This is a genomic window from Neptunicella sp. (assembly GCF_048268085.1).
Lineage (GTDB): Bacteria > Pseudomonadota > Gammaproteobacteria > Enterobacterales > Alteromonadaceae > Neptunicella.
The window spans coordinates 1-19554 of record NZ_JBLWWF010000010.1; the positions used below are offsets into that span (position 1 = coordinate 1).

General features: G+C 45.0%; 19 protein-coding genes and 1 pseudogene. 12 read left to right on the forward strand and 8 right to left on the reverse strand.

The window, feature by feature from the left end; translation table 11 throughout:
- The 3 genes and pseudogenes from ACTD55_RS09535 to ACTD55_RS09545 all read right to left on the reverse strand — a co-directional run.
- Positions 1–249 (reverse strand): annotated as a pseudogene (locus ACTD55_RS09535) (MotA/TolQ/ExbB proton channel family protein); the annotation flags it as partial.
- Between the two features lie 3 nt (positions 250–252).
- The gene (locus ACTD55_RS09540) at positions 253–1626 is read right to left on the reverse strand and encodes a MotA/TolQ/ExbB proton channel family protein (RefSeq protein WP_438864099.1); all 1374 of its coding nucleotides are present in this window, start codon (positions 1624–1626) and stop codon (positions 253–255) included.
- 16 nt (positions 1627–1642) lie between these two features.
- Positions 1643–2413, reverse strand: a complete 771-nt coding sequence (locus ACTD55_RS09545; protein WP_438864100.1) for a DUF3450 domain-containing protein — start codon at positions 2411–2413, stop codon at positions 1643–1645.
- 69 nt (positions 2414–2482) lie between these two features.
- Here ACTD55_RS09545 and ACTD55_RS09550 point away from each other — a divergent pair, with 69 nt between their 5' ends.
- From ACTD55_RS09550 to phoU, 8 genes are all read left to right on the forward strand, one after another.
- Positions 2483–2623 (forward strand): hypothetical protein, encoded by a 141-nt coding sequence (locus tag ACTD55_RS09550; RefSeq protein ID WP_438864101.1) that lies wholly within the window; start codon positions 2483–2485, stop codon positions 2621–2623.
- Positions 2616–3935, forward strand: coding sequence for a phosphate regulon sensor histidine kinase PhoR (gene phoR / locus ACTD55_RS09555; protein WP_438864215.1), 1320 nt, complete (start codon positions 2616–2618; stop codon positions 3933–3935). The genes ACTD55_RS09550 and phoR overlap by 8 nt, the downstream gene beginning before the upstream one ends.
- A gap of 160 nt (positions 3936–4095) precedes the next feature.
- Complete coding sequence (locus tag ACTD55_RS09560) at positions 4096–5061, forward strand: PstS family phosphate ABC transporter substrate-binding protein (protein WP_438864102.1); 966 nt, start codon at positions 4096–4098, stop codon at positions 5059–5061.
- Between the two features lie 258 nt (positions 5062–5319).
- The gene (locus tag ACTD55_RS09565; protein ID WP_438864103.1) at positions 5320–5958 is read left to right on the forward strand and encodes an RpiB/LacA/LacB family sugar-phosphate isomerase; all 639 of its coding nucleotides are present in this window, start codon (positions 5320–5322) and stop codon (positions 5956–5958) included.
- A 200-nt stretch (positions 5959–6158) separates the two neighbouring features.
- Positions 6159–8399, forward strand: a complete 2241-nt coding sequence (locus ACTD55_RS09570) for an ABC transporter permease subunit (protein ID WP_438864104.1) — start codon at positions 6159–6161, stop codon at positions 8397–8399.
- 12 nt (positions 8400–8411) lie between these two features.
- Entirely contained in the window at positions 8412–10061 is a 1650-nt protein-coding gene (gene pstA / locus ACTD55_RS09575; protein WP_438864105.1) for a phosphate ABC transporter permease PstA, read from the forward strand.
- Between the two features lie 20 nt (positions 10062–10081).
- On the forward strand, positions 10082–10900 hold the full coding sequence (pstB, locus tag ACTD55_RS09580) for a phosphate ABC transporter ATP-binding protein PstB (RefSeq protein ID WP_438864106.1): 819 nt from the start codon (positions 10082–10084) through the stop codon (positions 10898–10900).
- Between the two features lie 42 nt (positions 10901–10942).
- Positions 10943–11662, forward strand: a complete 720-nt coding sequence (gene phoU / locus ACTD55_RS09585) for a phosphate signaling complex protein PhoU (protein WP_438864107.1) — start codon at positions 10943–10945, stop codon at positions 11660–11662.
- Positions 11663–11697: 35 nt separating this feature from the next.
- Here phoU and arsB read toward each other — a convergent pair whose 3' ends face one another.
- The 4 genes from arsB to ACTD55_RS09605 all read right to left on the reverse strand — a co-directional run bounded on the left by arsB (position 11698) and on the right by ACTD55_RS09605 (position 14370).
- Positions 11698–12714, reverse strand: coding sequence for an ACR3 family arsenite efflux transporter (arsB, locus tag ACTD55_RS09590; RefSeq protein WP_438864108.1), 1017 nt, complete (start codon positions 12712–12714; stop codon positions 11698–11700).
- A complete protein-coding gene (locus tag ACTD55_RS09595; protein ID WP_438864109.1) occupies positions 12714–13184 on the reverse strand; it encodes an arsenate reductase ArsC in 471 nt (156 codons plus the stop codon). The genes arsB and ACTD55_RS09595 overlap by 1 nt, the downstream gene beginning before the upstream one ends.
- Positions 13185–13208: 24 nt before the next feature.
- Positions 13209–13538 (reverse strand): metalloregulator ArsR/SmtB family transcription factor, encoded by a 330-nt coding sequence (locus tag ACTD55_RS09600; protein WP_438864110.1) that lies wholly within the window; start codon positions 13536–13538, stop codon positions 13209–13211.
- Positions 13539–13629: 91 nt separating this feature from the next.
- A complete protein-coding gene (locus ACTD55_RS09605) occupies positions 13630–14370 on the reverse strand; it encodes a dienelactone hydrolase family protein (protein ID WP_438864111.1) in 741 nt (246 codons plus the stop codon).
- 247 nt (positions 14371–14617) lie between these two features.
- Here ACTD55_RS09605 and ACTD55_RS09610 point away from each other — a divergent pair, with 247 nt between their 5' ends.
- From ACTD55_RS09610 to ACTD55_RS09625, 4 genes are all read left to right on the forward strand, one after another.
- The gene (locus ACTD55_RS09610) at positions 14618–15901 is read left to right on the forward strand and encodes a sensor domain-containing diguanylate cyclase (protein ID WP_438864112.1); all 1284 of its coding nucleotides are present in this window, start codon (positions 14618–14620) and stop codon (positions 15899–15901) included.
- Between the two features lie 2 nt (positions 15902–15903).
- Entirely contained in the window at positions 15904–16110 is a 207-nt protein-coding gene (locus tag ACTD55_RS09615; protein ID WP_438864113.1) for a hypothetical protein, read from the forward strand.
- A gap of 34 nt (positions 16111–16144) precedes the next feature.
- Positions 16145–16339 carry a DUF3185 family protein gene (locus ACTD55_RS09620; protein WP_438864114.1) on the forward strand — a complete coding sequence of 65 codons (195 nt, stop codon included), beginning with the start codon at positions 16145–16147 and terminating at the stop codon, positions 16337–16339.
- 118 nt (positions 16340–16457) lie between these two features.
- Positions 16458–16748, forward strand: coding sequence for a YebG family protein (locus ACTD55_RS09625; RefSeq protein WP_438864115.1), 291 nt, complete (start codon positions 16458–16460; stop codon positions 16746–16748).
- A 75-nt stretch (positions 16749–16823) separates the two neighbouring features.
- Here ACTD55_RS09625 and ACTD55_RS09630 read toward each other — a convergent pair whose 3' ends face one another.
- On the reverse strand, positions 16824–19547 hold the full coding sequence (locus ACTD55_RS09630; protein WP_438864116.1) for a TonB-dependent receptor domain-containing protein: 2724 nt from the start codon (positions 19545–19547) through the stop codon (positions 16824–16826).
- Positions 19548–19554 lie beyond the last annotated feature (7 nt).

Genomic DNA, 19554 nt, shown 5'->3' on the forward strand with positions numbered 1-19554 from the left:
CTGGTTAAAACGGATGGTGACACGGGAAATAATCATTTGACGGATTTGTTCGGCATACCATGAGGATTTATCTGAACGGGCATCCCATTTGGCCACGCATTCCTTTTTAAGCTGACGGTGACCGACAAACACATAGAGCACCCGTTCGATAATCAACAACCACATCACAAAAATTAGCGCCCCGATGATCAGCAGAACCTGACCACCGGTTTCGGTAAAATCGCGGATGGCTTCGAGGAAAACCAACATGAGTTACGCCTGCCCTGCTTTTTCTGCACGCTCGGCGATAATGCCCGAGGCTTGTTCTTGCAGAATAAACACGATGTTTTTACTGCGGGTATTGAGCATGGCATACAGTAATGTAGTCGGGATCGCGACCACCAAGCCCAGTACCGTGGTGACCAGCGCGGTAGATATACCACCGGCCATAATTTTGGGGTCCCCGGTGCCGTACAAGGTAATGTCCTGGAACACTTTAATCATCCCGGTTACGGTACCTAGTAAGCCCATTAACGGTGCCACTACCGAGATAATCTTGATAATGGTTAAGTTGCGGCCCAGTTTAGGCACTTCACCTAAAATGGCTTCAGTCAGTTTGAGTTCCAGTGTTTCGGTATCTGCTTGGGGGAATTCGTCTTTAACCTTAATCACCCGACCTAACGGATTATCATTGCTGGCTTGCTCGGCTTTAAGCTGACGATTAACTTTGCTACGCGAAATAGTCAGGGAAACCAGACGTTCCAGCGCCAAAATCATTCCAATGGCCCCCACAATCAGAATAATGTAACCCACGGTGCCGCCTTGCTCGATGCGCTCCTGATAAGAAGGCTCCTGTACTTTCAGGCGTAAAATACTGCCCCCGGTGGGATCCAGACCGAATTCCACCAGTTCGCCATGGGAATTTTCCAGTGCAGATACGGTATCCAGATAACGTTGGGCTGGCTGACGAACCAGTTCTGCCACATTGGCGCTATCAATCAGGTATTCCAGATATTTACCATCGGCGACCAGTGCAAAGGAACCGACCCGAGTGACTTGTTTATTAACCTTGTTACCGTCGGCTTCCACCACGTCCGTTTTGAACTGGGTCACTTTGCCAGACTCGGTCATTTCACGTTGCATCTCAAACCAGACGCGCTCAATTTCGGCAATCGATGCCAGTTTTGAGCTGGATCCCATTTTCTGAGCCAGTTGATCCAAAAATTCGGCACGGCCCGGCACTTGGGCAGAAATCACTGAATTCTGGAACTTGCCTTTGGTATCGCCCGCCACTTGCTGCAACACACCAAACAACTCTTTTAGTGAACCTAAACGGCGGTTCATGGCTTCGTTTAAATCGGCTAATTTAAATTCGTTTTCTTCAAACTGGGTTTCCAGTTTTTCACTGTCGGCTAATTGTCCATCCCGGCGCGCCACAGCGTCGGCCAACATGCGATCCTGCTCATTTACCTTTTGCGCAAATTCTTTTTCACGCTGCTGGTTTTCACGGCTTTGTTCTACCTGCCCCTGTTCCAGCTGTTTTAACAACTGATCCAGATTAAGGGCGTTTGATTCTTGTGCCAGAGCCTGGCCTTGTACCGCGGTTGCCAATAATACAACCGAACATAATGTAGTGAATGTTTTCATAGTCAAATAAGCCCGATTAATCAGTTAGCGCAACAGGAAGTGACAACAAGTTCGGTGCCAGTTGTTTTTTGGCAATCCGCAATCCTTTAGTGACTTGGGTACGATAGCTGCTATCCAGCTCTTGCCATTGTCCGGTCTTTTTATTCCAAATCCCCTGAGACACCGCATCGCGGGTTTGATAAATCAGGGCAACACGGCCAATCCGTAAAAAGTCCACATCACGTTCCTGACCACCTACATTATGAATTCCACTGTAAGATTCGATGGTACGGCCATAGTCCATCTCGACCTGATAGGCTTCCATCACCCGACGGAATTTTTCGGATGGTGCCACATCGGCTCGGTCCATCAATTCACGCAAGCCATCAATACGCTGCTGGCGTTCTTCTGGCAGAAAAGGCACATCCAGTTTGACGAACTGTTCCAGCCCATCAACCATACGCAACATCAGTGGGGTAATCTGACGTTCAATAACGCTCACTTCATCAATAGAGGCATTTAAATCAGCCATTTCATTCAGCTGGTTTTGAATCTGTTTGCGCAATTGTTGGTTATACACAATCAAACCGTCGGTCTCTTTATTAACCGTTTTAAATTGTTGTAATTTGGAATCCAGTTGACCGGTTATTTTGTTGATTTTTTGTTGTGATTGAATCGCTGACTGATTGATTTTATCTGCCGATTTCACCACAGGTTTAAGATAGTCATCTTCCTGTGCATTGACGGTGGTAGTCAGTGTTAATGTTGCTGTAACACAGGCAACGGAAAATGCTTGAAAAAGCCTCATACTTGCACCCTAAATTGACAGCCCGACACAACGTCAGACTTTAAAGCGGAATTATAATAAGGCAGTTTTATGACACTTTTATTAATCTTGCTGCGATTAGTCGAAATCGCTCGAATCGCACAAAAATGGCGCCAAACAGCTAGCTTGTTTGCGACTAACTGCGCTAGAGTATGCGCCAATCTGGTTTTATTAATTGATCATGATGATTGATAACTATTCGTGGCGAACGCCACTCAAAAATCTTTTCCTGTTCTTATTGCCGTGGATCATTATTGGCTATTTTACTGACACATTACTTTTGGCATTAGTCATTGCACTAAGCTGGTTAGTGGGTTGGCATTACTATCGTCAATGGCAACTGTTTGTCTGGTTGTGGCGGGCGCGCAGTTTAACTCCGCCAATTGCCAGCGGAGCATGGGGGCCTATTTTTGATGGTGTCTATAAACAGCAAAAAGATAATCGCAAACGCCGTCGCCAATTAGGTGAACTCATCAAACGTTTTCGTGAAGGTGCCCAGGCCCTGCCCGATGCCACGGTGGTATTTGATAGTGAAAACACCATTATCTGGTCAAACAAACTGGCCCAACATTTACTGGGCATCACCTCTTCGGATGTGGGACAACGACTCAACAATCTAATCCGTAGTCCCAATTTTGAGCAGTATCAAAAAAAGGGCGACTTTAAAGATCCGATCATTATTCACTCTCCGTTGCATACTCAATCCTTATTGGAAATCCGGATTATTCCCTATGCCGAGCAAATGCTGTTTATTGCCCGCGATGTGACCAAACTCAGACAGCTGGAAAGTATGCGTCAGGACTTTGTTGCGAATGTGTCCCATGAACTGCGCACCCCGTTGACGGTCATGTTAGGTTATCTGGAAATGATGGAAAACCTGCAAAGTGCCCCGCCAGCCATGCTGACCAAAGCCGTGGATGAAATGAGTTTGCAAACGGTACGCATGAAAGATCTGGTGGAGCAATTACTGGTGCTGTCCAAAATAGAATCCGGTGGTGACGATGTATTTAAAAGCACCGTGGATGTCCATGCCATGCTGAACATCGTTAAAACTGAAGCACAATCATTAAACCGGGTAAAAAAACACCAAATCGACTTTGACATTGATCCTGCGTTGGTGGTTTACGGTAGTGAAATGGAACTGCGTAGCGCCATGTCTAACTTGATTTTTAACGCCATTAATTACACCCAAGATGGCGGACATATTCAGGTTAACTGGCAGCGTACTAAAGAGGGTGCGTTGTTCTCGGTTACCGATAATGGTGAAGGTATTTCACAGAAACATATACACCGGATCACCGAACGTTTTTACCGGGTCGATAAAGCCCGCTCGCGCAAAACCGGCGGCAGCGGTTTAGGTTTGTCCATCGTCAAACATGTGTTAGCCCGGCATTATTCTGATTTACGCATTACCAGTCAGGTACTAAAAGGCAGCACATTTAGTTTTATATTACCCAATAATATGATCCCCGACGCTGAATCCGATACCGCCAAACAGGCTTGAACAGCCCATGGCGGTTGAAGTGGGATTAATCTGGATCTGCCAATAAAATCCACTGACACAAAATCGTCATAAAAACTTCATGATTGTCATAAAAGTGTCACTTAAGGCGCGTAGCATTATCCATAATGAAACGGCAATTTGCCTAATTATGGAGAAACCCATGAAATTTAAGCACTTATTTACCGCGTTAGGTTTAACCCTTTGCACGACCTTCTCTGCCTCATCGATGGCAATAGATTCAGACATTCCTGAATATCAAAAAGTATCGGGTATTTCAGGCAGTCTGTCATCGGTTGGTTCTGACACACTGGCCAACATGATGACCTTCTGGGCTGAAGAATTTAAACGCACTTATCCTAATGTTAACTTCCAAATTCAAGCTGCGGGTTCTTCAACGGCACCACCGGCATTAACCGAAGGTACCTCAAACTTTGGGCCGATGAGTCGTCAGATGAAATCCAAAGAAATTGAAGCCTTTGAAAAACATTTTGGTTATAAACCAACCGAAATCCGTGTTGCTATCGATGCACTGGCGGTTTTTGTACATAAAGATAACCCGATTAAAGGGCTGAATATTCAACAGGTTGATGCCATTTTTTCATCTACCTTAAAATGTGGTGAAGATGCGCCAGCCGAGCGTTGGAGCGATGTCGGCCTGACTGGTGATTGGGCAGATAAAGATATTCAGTTGTTTGGCCGTAACTCGGTTTCCGGTACTTATGGTTACTTTAAAACCAAAGCATTATGTAAAGGTGACTTTAAAAATAGCGTGAACGAGCAGCCCGGTTCGGCGTCTGTAGTTCAGTCGGTATCGGCGTCGTTAAACGGTATTGGTTATTCGGGTATCGGCTATAAGACCTCTGGTGTTAGAGCCTTACCACTAGCCAAAAAAGGCGATAACTATATTGAAGCCAGCATGGAAAATGCGGTTACCGGTCATTATCCTTTATCGCGCTTCCTGTATATCTATGTGAACAAGCATCCAAACAAGGCGTTAGCGCCCAAAGATGCGGAATTCCTGAAAATGATCTTATCTAAAAGCGGTCAGGAAATTGTCGAAAAAGACGGCTATATTCCTCTGCCAGCACGAGTCGTTGCTGCTGAGTTAACCAAGCTGGGTCTGTAACAACGGCTAGGAATTTAAACCCTATCAAAGCGGGCCAAGCGGCCCGCTTTTTTTTATGCTCTCGATACTAGCAAGGCTTAATTCAGTCCCGTGCATCACGGCACTACCTGCCCAAATTGAATCAATATTGAGCGTTTTTGAGTGGCTCAACGCACAAAATATCCAAATAAGAACTTAAGCGCTTAAACTACCCCACGGTTACTGCCGCAACATCGTAATTCCTTTATAATACGCTTTTAAAAAATCAGGACGGTATCGATGAAAATAGCATTAATGAACGAGTTTAGTCAGGCGTCGAAAAATGCGGCTGTATTACAAGAGTTGCAAGCGGTGGGGGCTGAGCAACAGCACAGTATTTTCAATGTCGGTATGAGTGATGATAATGATCATCGATTAACTTACATCCATTTAGGCATCATGGCCGGCATACTGCTTAATACTAAAGCGGTGGACTTTGTGGTCAGTGGCTGTGGCACCGGACAAGGGGCGCTAATGTCACTCAATGCTCACCCCGGAGTCACTTGTGGATATTGTATTGATCCTGCCGATGCATTTTTATTTGCTCAAATTAATAATGGCAATGCATTAGCGCTGCCTTTTGCCAAAGGTTTTGGCTGGGGGGCGGAACTGAATATCCGTTATATTTTTGAAAAAGCCTTTAGTGGTGAAAAAGGTCAGGGTTACCCGCCTGAGCGCAAAGAATCACAAGTCACCAATGCCGGTATTTTGAATCAGGTCAAACAGGCCATGGGCAAAGATTTTCTGCAAGGTTTGCAATCACTGGATCAGGAACTGGTGACAACTGCGGTAGGCGGTGAACGCTTTCAGACCTGTTTCCTGGAAAATGCCCAGCAATGCCCATTAAAAGATTATGTGCGTAGCATAATTGCCGCCTAGTTTTGCTGACCAAGACGGGCGACCTTGCCCGTCTTAGATTTATCCCTGTCGTTTTACATCATACAACCGTCACAATAGCACTCTACTCTGTTTTATTTGCGAGTGAACATGGCCTTAATTTGGCGATTGTCATATAAATGTCATAAATAGTTCATATACTACGCCAAGCATTAAATACGCATTATCCAAAGGGGTTATGAATGTCATCTGACTTCACGCTAACCAGCAATAAATCCAGAAAAATTAAGGATCGGGTGGCCAAATATGGCGTTACCTTCGGTGGCTTAATGGTTTTGGCGGCATTGCTGTTGATCTTTTTCTATTTGTTGTATGTGGTGGAACCCATTTTCCGCTCAGCCACGGTCGAACCGGCAACGGACTTTCAGTATCAAGATCAGCACACCACACTGGCAATCGGCATGGAAGAACAAACGGAGATTGGTTACCGTTTTGACGATGGCTTAAACGCGACTTTTTTCTATTTACGGGATAATGCTGAAAAGTCACAACAAATCGGTAAAGTCATCGCTCAACAACATTTGATTGATGACAAAGTGATGGCAAGTTTTGCCACTTCTGTCGCCTCACGCAGCATCTATGCCTATGGCTTTGATGATGGACAGGCCCTGGTCGTGAAGCCGACTTTTTCGGTTAGTTTTCCCAATAACATTCGTCATTTGGAAGCCAACATTGAATATGTCGCCGGTTCACAGCCCCTTGAAGTGGATCCTCAGGGTAAAGCGTTGACCCAATTAGCCGTTGAGAAAACCTCCGATGCCATGGTATTGGCGGCGGCCACTGCTGACGGACGGTTAATTCTTAACCACCTGACCGCTGAACAGAATTTTATGACCGATGAAATCGAGTGGACCAGTGATTACATCAACATCGATGGCGCGCCGAAAAAGATCGATCAGATCCGTATCTCAACCAATTTAGCCCACTTGTTTGTGCGCGCTGCCAATCAGCTGTTTATTTATGATATTCGCGATATTGACGACATCAGTCTGGAACAAAGCATGGCGGTTAATGCCAATAAAGCCAAAGTGACCGCGATGACGTTGTTATCCGGTGCCAGCTCTATCATTATTGGCAACAGTGACGGCACCATTAGCCAGTGGTTTGAAGTGCTGGATGACAATGGCCGTCAATATGTTAATGCCCGTCAGTTCCATGCCCCTAGCCCGATTAAACAAATTGTGCCGGAGTATTTTCGTAAAAGCTTTTATACTGTCGGCCAGCAGGGTCATCTAGGAATTTACTTCACTACCAGTGAAGCCGAACTGTTTAATCAGAAAATACAAGACGACAGTCTTGAACATGTTGCCATTGCACCTCGCTCTAACGCGGTATTGCTGCAATCTGCCAACCAGTTTCGTTTATTCAACGTTAAAAATGACCATCCCGAAGTAACCTGGAGCGCCTTGTGGCAAAAAGTTTGGTATGAAGGTTATTCAGAGCCCACTTATACCTGGCAATCAACGTCAGCTGACGATGAGTTCGAATCCAAATTCAGTTTAATCCCGATCTCTTTCGGGACTATCAAAGCTGCGTTTTATGCGATGTTAGTGGCAGTACCCATTGCGTTGGCAGCGGCGATTTACACCGCCTACTTTATGTCCAGCGGGATGCGTAAAACCGTCAAGCCCACTATTGAAATTATGGAAGCCTTACCCACGGTTATTTTGGGATTTCTGGCCGGCTTATGGTTGGCTCCCATCATTGAAAGTTATTTGCCGGGCGTGGTGATGTTTTTACTGATTACGCCAATCTTTATTTTGCTCACCGCCTTTGGCTGGAGCCGATTGCCCACACGTATTCGCCAATCATTCCGTGAAGGTTGGGATGCCATTCTGTTAATTCCGGTGGTATTAATTAGCGGTTATATTGCTTTTGCATTAAGTCCGGAACTGGAACTGTGGCTATTTGATGGCAACACTCGCGCTTTCCTGACCAATGAACTGGGGATCAGTTTTGACCAACGCAACTCGTTAGTGGTGGGGATTGCTATGGGTTTTGCGGTGATTCCGACGATTTTCTCCATTGCTGAAGATGCGATTTTCAGTGTTCCTAAACAATTGTCTAACGGCTCACTGGCCCTGGGCGCAACCCCCTGGCAAACCTTGACTAAAGTCGTGTTATTGACCGCCAGCCCCGGTATCTTTTCTGCGGTTATGATGGGATTAGGCCGTGCGGTGGGTGAAACCATGATCGTACTGATGGCCACAGGTAATACGCCAATTATGGATTGGAATATTTTTGAAGGGATGCGTACTTTGTCGGCCAACATTGCTGTTGAAATGCCCGAATCTGAAGTAGGCAGCTCTCATTACCGTATCCTGTTTCTGGCTGCGTTTGTCTTGTTTATTTTTACTTTCATCGTGAATACCGTAGCGGAATTTGTGCGCCAGCGGTTACGTGAAAAATACAGCTCATTATAGGACGACGATGATATGAATAATTGGTTTAAATCAGGTTCTCCCTGGATATGGATGACGGCTGGCGCGGTCAGCATGAGTTTAATCGCGGTACTTGGATTATTGCTGATGATTGCCTGGAAAGGATTGGTGTACTTTTGGCCGTCCAGTATTTATCAGTATGACGTGTTGCAACCGGATGGTAGTCAAACCACCCTTATCGGTGAAATTTATGATAGTGAATCGATTCCGGCTAAACGTTTAACCGATCAGGGTATTAATCTGCGCGGTCATGACGAGGAATTTGTTACCCGCTATTTAATCAAAACCGGTAACCGCGAATATGTGGATCTGGATTTTCGCTGGGTATTGGAAACCGATATTGTTAAACGTGAAAAACCTGCCGGTTTAGCCCTGTTTGAACGTACTAAAAACGGTAACTTTTATGGTTATGTGGTAGACGTTATCGAAGGGGGCGCACCAGTAAAAGGGGATCTTACCGAGCAACTCGCCCGCCTGATTGAACGCAGCACCGATTTAAATGACGAGGCGATGGATTTACAAAATAATGAAATCGGCAGCATTAACTATCAGTTTGAACAACTGCGTCTGGAAAAGCGCTCACTGGAATTAAAAGGCGAGTTGGATGACGCGGCGATTAAGCGTATCGAGCAACATAAAGCCCAATTACAAGCTGATTATCAGGTGTTGGAAAAGCAGTTATTCGATATTCGTACGCAAGCTAAGCGCGATAAAGTGATTGTACGAGACATGCGCGGAGAGCAAATTGAACTGCCTCTTAATCAGGTGCTGGATGTGGTGTTGCCCAATGGCATGAACCTGTTCGACAAAATCGGTTATTTTTTGCATCAATTGGGCAAATTTGTTAGCGATGATCCTCGTGAAGCCAATACCGAAGGCGGCGTATTTCCAGCTATTTTCGGCACCGTATTTATGGTAATGCTAATGGCCGTCATCGTTACGCCTTTTGGGGTGATTGCAGCTATTTACTTACATGAATATGCCAAAAAAGGCCCGGTTACTAAAATTCTGCGTATTGCAGTAATCAATTTGGCCGGGGTGCCGTCCATCGTATACGGGGTATTTGGCTTGGGCTTCTTTGTGTATATATTGGGTGGTTCAATTGATGAACTGTTCTATCCTGAAGCCCTGCCCGGCCCGACGTTCGGAACCCCCGGCGTACTGTGGTCAGCATTAACTCTGGCGATTTTAACCTTGCCGGTGGTGATTGTGTCCACCGAAGAAGGTTTGTCACGTATTCCTTCATCTGTGCGTCAGGGCAGTTTAGCGTTAGGTGCGACCAAAGCAGAAACCTTATGGCGTATTGTTATTCCAATGGCTAGCCCGGCGATTATGACCGGCTTAATTTTAGCCGTAGCACGTGCGGCCGGTGAAGTCGCGCCATTGATGTTAGTGGGTGTGGTAAAGTCGGCACCGATGCTGCCACTTGATGGTAACTTTCCGTTCTTCCATCTGGATCGAAAGTTTATGCATTTAGGTTTCCATATCTACGATGTAGGATTCCAAAGTCCTAATGTAGAAGCGGCGCGACCGTTAGTGTTTGCCACCGCCTTTTTACTGGTAACGGTTATCATCGGCCTGAATATTACTGCGATTGGTATTCGTAACCATTTACGCGAAAAATTCCGTTCGTTAGACCAATAATTTAAATACTGAGTAGAACTATGATTTCAATTGAAACCCAACTTAGAGATGTCAAAAAAGTCGATCTGGCTAATTTGCCAGAACAAGAGACCAAGCTGACCATCAATAATCTCAGTCTTTTCTACGGACAGAAGCAGGCTTTATATAATGTGACCATGCGCATTCCTAAAAATCAGGTCACTGCGTTTATCGGCCCAAGTGGTTGTGGTAAATCCACCCTGTTGCGCTGTATTAACCGCATGAACGATCTGGTGGATGATTGTAAAATTGAAGGTGAAATATTACTCCAACAGCAAAATATTTATGCCAAGTCCGTTGATGTAGCGGCGCTGCGGCGCAATATCGGCATGGTGTTCCAGCGCCCAAACCCGTTTCCCAAGTCGATTTATGAAAACGTGGTATATGGCTTGCGCTTGCAAGGGATCCGCGACAAGCGCACGTTAGATGAAGCGGCTGAAAAAGCACTTAAAGGTGCAGCGCTGTGGAAAGAAGTTAAAGACCGATTAAATGACAGTGCTTTTGGCTTATCCGGTGGTCAACAACAGCGTTTGGTGATTGCCCGGGCTATCGCCATTGAACCGGAAGTTTTGTTACTGGATGAACCAACCTCAGCATTGGATCCAATTTCAACCTTGACGGTAGAAGAGCTGATTACTTCCTTAAAAGAACAATATACTGTCGTCATCGTAACTCATAACATGCAACAAGCGGCACGGGTGTCCGATCAAACGGCGTTTATGTACATGGGGGAATTAATTGAATATGCCGATACTAATTCGCTATTTACCACCCCGAGTAAGAAGCAGACCGAAGACTACATTACCGGACGCTATGGTTAATCAGCCACAGGCTGAACCATCACAACAGATAAGGGCTTTGCAATGGAAAACATGAATCTTAACAAACATATTTCCGGACAGTTTAACGAAGAACTGGAAAACCTGCGTAACCATGTTATGAAAATGGGTGGTATGGTCGAACAACAGCTGACTAACGCACTCAATGCAATAGAAACGACCGATGAAGAACTGGCACAGGAAGTACTCACCAGCGATTTTAAAATTAATTTGCTGGAAGTGTCTATTGACGAGGAATGCACCAAGATCATCGCTAAGCGTCAGCCAGCCGCCAGTGACTTGCGCTTAATATTAGCGATTGCCAAAGCCATTACCGATTTGGAACGTATTGGCGACGAAGCGGGCCGAATCGCCAAGGTGGCGTTAAAAAGCTTTAGTGGCGCACAACAGGAGTTTTTAATCAGTCTGGATAATATGGGACGTCAGGTGTTAAAAATGCTCCATGACACGCTGGATGCTTTTGCCCGCATGGATGTGGATGCAGCCTTTGAAATTCACAAAGAAGATCAGAAAGTGGATCGTGAATATGAAGCGCTGACCCGTCAACTGATGACCTATATGATGGAAGATCCTCGCTCGATTCCGAAAATTATGGATGTACTGTGGTCTGCCCGCTCACTGGAACGTATTGGTGATCGCTGCCAGAATATTTGTGAATACGTGATTTATTTTGTGAAGGGCAAAGATGTTCGCCATATTACCCGCGATCAAATAGAAAAAGACATCTTAGGTAGCGGCCAATAGGCCGCTATCACTATCATTCCGCGCCCCAGTGGACGCTAATCAAACCAGTGCCGGGTTCGATTAGCAAAATAAACCAGCGACAACATCACCGGTACTTCAACCAGGACCCCAACGACGGTGGCCAACGCAGCTCCTGAGTTCAAGCCAAATAATGAAATAGCCACGGCCACGGCCAGTTCAAAAAAGTTAGACGTACCGATCATGCAGGCTGGCGCCGCCACGTTATGGGCGAGCTTGAGTTTTTTAGCTAACCAATAGGCTAATCCAAAAATACCGTATGTCTGAATCATCAATGGAATGGCGATCAGTACAATCACTTGCGGTTTAACCAGTAACGTTGGCGCTTGAAAAGCAAACAACAACACAACCGTCGCCAACAAACCGATAATAGACCAAGGCTTGAGCTGAATTAACAATGTATTTATCGCCTGAGGTGAAACATTGGCATTTAATTTTTTCCGAGTAATCACCCCGGCAATCAGTGGCAGTAACACATATAAAACCACCGACATCAGTAATGTTTGCCACGGAACCTGAATATCACTCACCCCGAGTAAAAAGGCAGTAATAGGCGCAAAAGCAAATATCATAATAATGTCATTAATCGACACCTGCACCAAAGTGTAATTCGCATCACCTTTGGTCATTTGGCTCCACACAAACACCATTGCCGTGCAAGGCGCAACACCAAGTAAAATCATTCCGGCGATATATTCATTGGCCGATTGGGGATCGACTAATTGGGCAAAAAATACTTTAAAAAATAGCCAGCCCAAAGCCGCCATAGTAAAGGGTTTAATTAACCAATTAATGACAAGGGTTAACATTAACCCTTTAGGTTTTTGCCCCACATCCTTGATTGAAGAGAAATCGATTTGGATCATCATCGGATAAATCATCAACCAAATCAGTACTGCCACCAACAAGTTAACCTGAGCATATTCAAACTGCGCTATCAGTTCAAAGGTACTGGGACTGGCTACTCCTAATACCACCCCAAGTGCGATACTGAGTGCTACCCACAGAGACAAATAACGTTCAAATAATCCCATTATTTGGCCCCCAATTGACGTAATGCGGCCAGTAAGGCGGACTTATCTTTCACATCGACATCCAGCGCCATTAATGATGATACCCGCTGGCGGATCTCATCAATCGTAGCGTTAAATCCATCGGCCAGTTCAGCTTCTGTTCCCTCCTGCCTGGATGGATCTGTCAATCCCCAATGCACTTTTACACTTTCCCCAAACCATAGGGGACAGGTTTCACCGGCAGCGGAGTCACACAGGGTAATCACAATATCCGGGGCAAAGTCGGCAAAATCATCCCATGATTGGCTACGCAGTCCATCCACTGAGATACCCGCCTCTTGCAAATACTTGAGCGACAATGGATGCACTTCACCAGCGGGCTGACTACCCGCGCTTTTGGCAATAATCCGCCCCTGCCCCCATTGATTGGTAATGGCTTCAGATAAAATACTACGGCAGCGGTTATGAGTGCAGATGTATAAAATTTTCATAATGTTCACTTAGGATAAACGAGGTTAGTGACAGCTATTGGCTGCAGTAGTTAAATTGGCTAATTCAACTTCAACATAGTCACTAGCCGAATTGGCAGTGGTAGTGAGTACTTGAATAGCCCATTGAGGTAAATCCGGATGTAGCTGGTAATATACCCATTTGCCGCGTCGCTCATCGATCAATAGTTCACATTTTCGTAGCTCGGCTAAGTGGCGGGATATTTTGGGCTGACTTAGCCCCAGCGCTTGAATCAAATCACAAACACATAGTTCACGCTTGACGGAGATCAGCAATAACGATTTAAGCCGAGTTTCTTCCGATAGGCATTTGTAAAAGGTTAATGGGGTAAGCATAGTCATTGCTCAAATTAAACATACGGAAAATCATATATATGATTTTCCGTATGTCAATGATAACTTGAACGCGAGGAATGAGGATTGTTAATTAACCATGCAAATTACGCTGGAATAGCTCGACTGCCATGGCGTAGCTTTTCAATGCCAACGCGGCATCATAACGCTCGCCTTCGTCACGCATAAAGGCATGTTGAGCATTCACTTCGTGCCAACTGAAATTTAACTGCTGCTGTTCCAACCTGTTGTATATGAGTTTTCTGCCTTCAGAAGGAACATGAGGATCCTGTTTACCGAAAATCATCACCAGCTCGCCCTGAATATCTGCACAACGGGATAAGGAATCGTTACCAGCTTCACATGGCAAGGTGTTGGAATGAATATCAGTCGCATATAAACAAAAAGCGGCTTTAATCATCGGGTTTAGCGCCGCACGAAACGCCAAATGCCCCCCGATACACACGCCCATACTGCCCACGTTGCCATTGCAATAAGACTGCGCTTGCACAAAATCAATCATTGCCTGAGTATCGCTATCATGCTGCTCCAGCGGTTTGGCAAATTTATCCGCATTGCCTTTATCTTTGCCCGCATCATCATAAGCCAGCACCGTCCCTATAGGGTTGAGCTCATGAAACACTTCTGGCACTAACACCACAAAACCATGGCCGGCCATAATCTGCGCACTTCGGGTTATCGGGGTTGTTTGCTGAAATATTTCTGAATAAAAAATAACCGTCGGATAGCGGCCTGCTGCGACTGGCCGATAAATACTGGTACGCATTACACCACTTGGGGTGGCTAAGTCATGAGTACTGGATTGAATAATCATAAAAGTCCTTATACGTCGGAAAAGCTAGGGCGTGTCATTCACCGGTATTATACCTATTGTGGATAATCCTGCGGCTGAAATAAATTGATTCCCCCAAAAAACTGGGTAATAGTAAATATTGCATACCCATTGACTCATATTATTGCGACGCTGCGGGATTAGGTTTTACCCGACAGATTAATTGCAATAGCTTTTGAAATCCTTTTTTCAATGGTATTGAGTTAAAACGATATTTAAGGATGTAAGAATGTCGGTAAATAAAACCATCGAAGACATCAGTAATCAGTTACTGCAACTGCAATCCACCCTCGATCAAGTCGGTGCCTACGTTTTTACTAAAGATTGTGATGGGCGCTATACCTATGCGAATAAAATGGTCTGTGATCTATTCAACACCACTCTGGATGACATTATCGGTCATCGTGATGAGGAGTTTTTTGATCTTGACCATAACAGTGAAATACGAATCAATGATCGACAAGTGCTCGAACAAGGTAAACAAATCGAATGTGAGGAAACCAGTCGTTTTGCCAAAACCGGAGAAGTTCGCACCTATTGGACCGTAAAATCTCCGCTTAAAAATATCCATGGTGACATCACCGGCATGTGCGGAATTTCCACCGATATTACCGAGCGGCTCAAAATGGAAAAAAAGCTGCGGGAACAAAAATTATTACTTGATACGGTATTAAATAATGCGGATTCGTACATTTATATGAAGGATCATGAGTGTCGCTTTTTGTATGCCAATACCAATGTCGCACAATTATTCAATTTGTCACAACAAGACATTGTAGGTAAACATGGTCGCGAAATATTGCCCCCTGAAGTGGCAGAGAACTTTGATGTATTGGACCGGCAAGTCATTGAATCTGGAGAAAAAATGTATGGTGAAGAGAATTTTATCGAGGAAGATGGCACCGTTAGACATTACTGGTCGATTAAAATACCGTTAAAACACAATGAGCAAGATGACGTGCATGCCTTTGTGGGGATCTCCACCGACATTACCGAAATCATCAAGTTAAAAGAAGATTTTAAACTACTGGCCAATACCGACTCGCTGACCGGTATTTTGAGCCGTCGATGTCTGATGGACTGCGCCAAGCGCGAACTACAACGGGTACAACGCAGTGCCGAAGATGTTAGCGTAATTATCTTCGACATCGACAATTTTAAAACAATTAACGATAAATTTGGCCATGCAGCGGGTGATCAAACAATTATCAATATTGTCGAAAGCGGCAAAAAAGTACTGCGGGAAATTGATATGTTTGGCCGAGTCGGGGGTGACGAATTTGTTGTCATTGCTCCTGACACCAACCTCGATAATGCCATAATGGTGGCAGAGCGCTTGCGCAGTGCCTTTAGCAATGTCACTGTTGGACAGAGCCAGCAAAAAGTCAGTTGCAGCTTCGGCGTTGCGTGCAGAAAAGCGGAACGCTCATTCGATGAATTATTATTTAGAGCCGATGCGGCACTGTATAATGCCAAGCAAAGTGGTCGCGATTGTATTAAACATCAGGATTAACTATGGATAACTCATCATTATTGATTTGGAGTACCCTGTTCGGAGGGATTGGTATCGGCTTTTTTATCTATGGCAAAAAACAGAAACGTCCGATTCCTCTATTAGTTGGGATCAGTCTATTTATTTATCCCTATTTTATGCCTAACGTAACACTACTAATTTTAGTCGGCATTGGACTGATCTCATTACCCTACTTTATACGCCGATAATCAATCCACATCACACAACAACAAAGGAACAACTATGAAAAATATCATCAGCCTGGTACTACTGGTTTTAGGCGTGGGATTAATTTACTGGGGCTGGGACATCGACAACTCCGTTCAATCTGAAATTACCCAAACCCTCAGCGGCTCCCGTTCCGATAAAGTTATGACACTGTATATAGGCGGTGCCGTTAGTCTGATTGTAGGCCTGTATTTATACTTTAAAAGATAATCGCGCTGTGCTCCTTTCCGGAGCACTTTTTTATTAATCCAATCACCCAATAAACACTGTATTTATAAACAGTAATCATGATAACCTAACCACTGCTTACATCAATGAGGAATCTTATATGGCAATCATAACGAAATACGTAGTGGAGCATAAAGGCGTGGAAAAATTGGTGACGACAGATAAAAAAGAAGCAGATAAATACGACAAAATGCTTGATGTTGCCGACAACCTGGCCGAATACATTCAGGCCAAAGGGATCTCGCTGGAAACTACCGTTTTGGAAGAATTAACCATACTGATGTCGCGCAATAAAGAAACCGTCAGTAAAATATTAAAAGGCTCTGATGCCCAGTCGTTACTGGTTAATGATGCTGCCGAGGTGGTAAAACTGGATAAACGTAAAGCCTGATAGTCATCGGTTTCCAAACTAAAAAGAGCCACAAATGTGGCTCTTTTAGATCAGATTGAAGCTGCGGTTATCTGGCTAGAATTCCCAGGATACGCTAGCGCTAAACGAGGTTCCCACTTCCTTACGCCACAGATCCAGACCTTCCTGAGAGATAACCTTGTCTTCTCCCAGCAAATTCTGCACTTTGAATTTTACGGTGGTATCGAAGGTTGGATAATAGGTGTAAACCACATCCAGTGAATTAAATGATTCTTCTTCGGCGTCTTCATTACCACGGGTACCCGGCACGATGATCCGTGGACCAAAGGCGTTATACACGATAGAAGCAGAATGCTCACCGTTGTCAGAATCCCATCCAAACTGCAAGTTAGCCACCCATTTTGAGTGTCCTACCAGGCGACGCTTATTATTGGTAACAATGTTCGATACCGATGTGGCATCCAGTGCCTCTTTAAGCTGCTGCTCAAACAACGAATCAACTCCGTCATCCGCAATACCGATAGTTACCTCTGAATCGGACAAGGTTAAATTACCCGTCACAAACCAATTGGAAAATGCATTGCCCATAAAGGCCAGATCATGCAGAAACTCCACTTCCATGCCTTGCAACTGACCTTGCTCAGCATTGGCTGTTAACAAGGACGGCGCCGCACCACCTACGCTGGCCAGCTCAACCATTTCTATCGGGTTGGTAATGTCTTTATAAAACAACGCCACCGACAGGTTATTGCCGTCAGCCATGTACCATTCCCAACGTAAATCCACATTATCCAGCTTAGCGCTTTGTAAACTGGGTGAACCCCGTACCAGGAATTCGGTTAACGGATCAATAAAGAATGAGGAGCTAATATCGCGCATATCCGGACGAATGGTGGTTTGACTGAGGTTTAAACGCACCTGCATCTCGTCATCTAGCTGATAGGTTAATGCCAGTGACGGGAATAAATCATTTTCCTGAAATGCCAAATCACGTAAGTCTTGACCATCCACATCAAATAGGGGTGAATGCGGTTGGTATGGCACGGATAACTGGCGGAAATCTTCCCAACGAACCCCACCACTAACTCGCCAATCTTTGGCAATTGTGGCATCCAATAGCAAGTAGTACGCATCCAGTTTAGTGGCAGCGGCGTACTTGTCGCCCCCGGTGGTGTTATCGTCAAAAATCCCTGCGCCGGTTACGCTATTGTAGAAATCATCGCTTTGCAGATGGGCATCAGAGAAAATCTCGTCAATACGTGAACCAAAGGTATCTTCATCACTAATTGAGCGATGGGGCACACCGATTTTAATGTTATCTGCGGTACGGGCCTTTTCATAAAAATCGGCACCGACCTTGATTTCAAAATCCCAATCCTTACCCATAAATGGAATACCGGCATTCCAGCCCCAGGTATTCGATTCATCGCGTAAAGTCTGGTATTCACGGGTGACGTTAGTCGCCGCTACATCTTGCAACTGTTCCGATTGAAACACACCATCAATCAAATTTTGTTGCAGCACCACATCCAGTGATCCTGGCGCATCACGGTGAGCCCGACTCGTTCCCACATACCAATCGGCATAAGCGTTCCATAATTGTGGAAAGTTATGAGTACCTTTGACTTGTGAGGTTGTCATGCGACGTTCTTCATACAATACATCGACGCGGCGTAATTCTGTCTTGCCGGCTTCAGTTTCGTTCACATCAATAAATTGACGATCACGCAATCTGTCACTCATGTCGTGCAAAATGATATTGGTCAGTTCGATTTTGTTGTTCTGATCGTACTCATAACCCACATTCAGCATGCCGCTCCAGCGGACATTCTGCTCGGTAGCGACACCGGAATATTGTTGGGCAAAACATTTAATTCCCGCTTCATCACAACCGGTTGTTCCCAGATTCGTACCATTTGATTCTTGTGACACTGTCCATTTATTGTCATAAGAAATCGCAGATAAAAAGCCTAACTTGCCCTGCCCTAACTGATATACATCACCTAGTGTAAAACCTAGCCCCACATCAGGATCCACCGATTTTTTATCCGGTCCAATATCCCAGTTCATTGACTGAATTAAGGCTTTACGTTGCTCCAGGGTTAATGGATTTTGAGTCGACCCTTCGATACCCGCAGACTGGTTGGCATTGAACGCATCAATAAACAACGACGAAAGCGCTCTGGTACCATCATCACGTCCCGTCCAATCGTCACTGCCGCCCGCATAAAAATAACCGTCATCACTATTATTAGTATTGGAACCCACACTACCGCTTAACTTAAACACAAATTCAGACGGAATCGATTTGGTACGTATATCCACATTACCGCCACCAAAGTGAGCCGGCATGTCAGGAGAAAAAGACTTTTGTACATTTAAACTTTCGATTATGTCGGATGGAAATAAATCCAACGGCACTACCGAACGAGTGGGATCGGGACTAGGTACTGCCATCCCGTTAAGTTGAGTACTGGAATAACGTTCCCCAAGACCACGCACATAAATAAACTTGCCATCGACCAAGGTTAAACCGGTTACCCGTCGCAATGCTGACGCCGCATCACTATCACCGGTACGGGAAATCTGATCCGCGCCCATAATATCAGCAACAAAGGCCTGATTTTGACGCTCTTGCATTACCGCTGCCGCACTACCCTTTAGACGAGTCGCAGTGGCGACCACTTCTTCAATTATTTTATCTTCGCTTTCCTGAGCAACGACCACCCCGGAATACACATTGCAAGCCAATAATGAAGCCACTATAGCCAAATTGAGCTTACTTCTTTTAGTTATCATTGCATCTTTAACTGGATTCATGATTTAA

Bases quoted from the DNA above. Each gene is read 5' to 3' on its own strand.
- ACTD55_RS09540 (WP_438864099.1), bottom strand. From the start codon at position 1,626: ATGAAAACATTCACTACATTATGTTCGGTTGTATTATTGGCAACCGCG.
- ACTD55_RS09545 (WP_438864100.1), bottom strand. From the start codon at position 2,413: ATGAGGCTTTTTCAAGCATTTTCCGTTGCCTGTGTTACAGCAACATTA.
- ACTD55_RS09550 (WP_438864101.1), top strand. From the start codon at position 2,483: ATGACACTTTTATTAATCTTGCTGCGATTAGTCGAAATCGCTCGAATC.
- phoR (WP_438864215.1), top strand. From the start codon at position 2,616: ATGATTGATAACTATTCGTGGCGAACGCCACTCAAAAATCTTTTCCTG.
- ACTD55_RS09560 (WP_438864102.1), top strand. From the start codon at position 4,096: ATGAAATTTAAGCACTTATTTACCGCGTTAGGTTTAACCCTTTGCACG.
- ACTD55_RS09565 (WP_438864103.1), top strand. From the start codon at position 5,320: ATGAAAATAGCATTAATGAACGAGTTTAGTCAGGCGTCGAAAAATGCG.
- ACTD55_RS09570 (WP_438864104.1), top strand. From the start codon at position 6,159: ATGTCATCTGACTTCACGCTAACCAGCAATAAATCCAGAAAAATTAAG.
- pstA (WP_438864105.1), top strand. From the start codon at position 8,412: ATGAATAATTGGTTTAAATCAGGTTCTCCCTGGATATGGATGACGGCT.
- pstB (WP_438864106.1), top strand. From the start codon at position 10,082: ATGATTTCAATTGAAACCCAACTTAGAGATGTCAAAAAAGTCGATCTG.
- phoU (WP_438864107.1), top strand. From the start codon at position 10,943: ATGGAAAACATGAATCTTAACAAACATATTTCCGGACAGTTTAACGAA.
- arsB (WP_438864108.1), bottom strand. From the start codon at position 12,714: ATGGGATTATTTGAACGTTATTTGTCTCTGTGGGTAGCACTCAGTATC.
- ACTD55_RS09595 (WP_438864109.1), bottom strand. From the start codon at position 13,184: ATGAAAATTTTATACATCTGCACTCATAACCGCTGCCGTAGTATTTTA.
- ACTD55_RS09600 (WP_438864110.1), bottom strand. From the start codon at position 13,538: ATGCTTACCCCATTAACCTTTTACAAATGCCTATCGGAAGAAACTCGG.
- ACTD55_RS09605 (WP_438864111.1), bottom strand. From the start codon at position 14,370: ATGATTATTCAATCCAGTACTCATGACTTAGCCACCCCAAGTGGTGTA.
- ACTD55_RS09610 (WP_438864112.1), top strand. From the start codon at position 14,618: ATGTCGGTAAATAAAACCATCGAAGACATCAGTAATCAGTTACTGCAA.
- ACTD55_RS09615 (WP_438864113.1), top strand. From the start codon at position 15,904: ATGGATAACTCATCATTATTGATTTGGAGTACCCTGTTCGGAGGGATT.
- ACTD55_RS09620 (WP_438864114.1), top strand. From the start codon at position 16,145: ATGAAAAATATCATCAGCCTGGTACTACTGGTTTTAGGCGTGGGATTA.
- ACTD55_RS09625 (WP_438864115.1), top strand. From the start codon at position 16,458: ATGGCAATCATAACGAAATACGTAGTGGAGCATAAAGGCGTGGAAAAA.
- ACTD55_RS09630 (WP_438864116.1), bottom strand. From the start codon at position 19,547: ATGAATCCAGTTAAAGATGCAATGATAACTAAAAGAAGTAAGCTCAAT.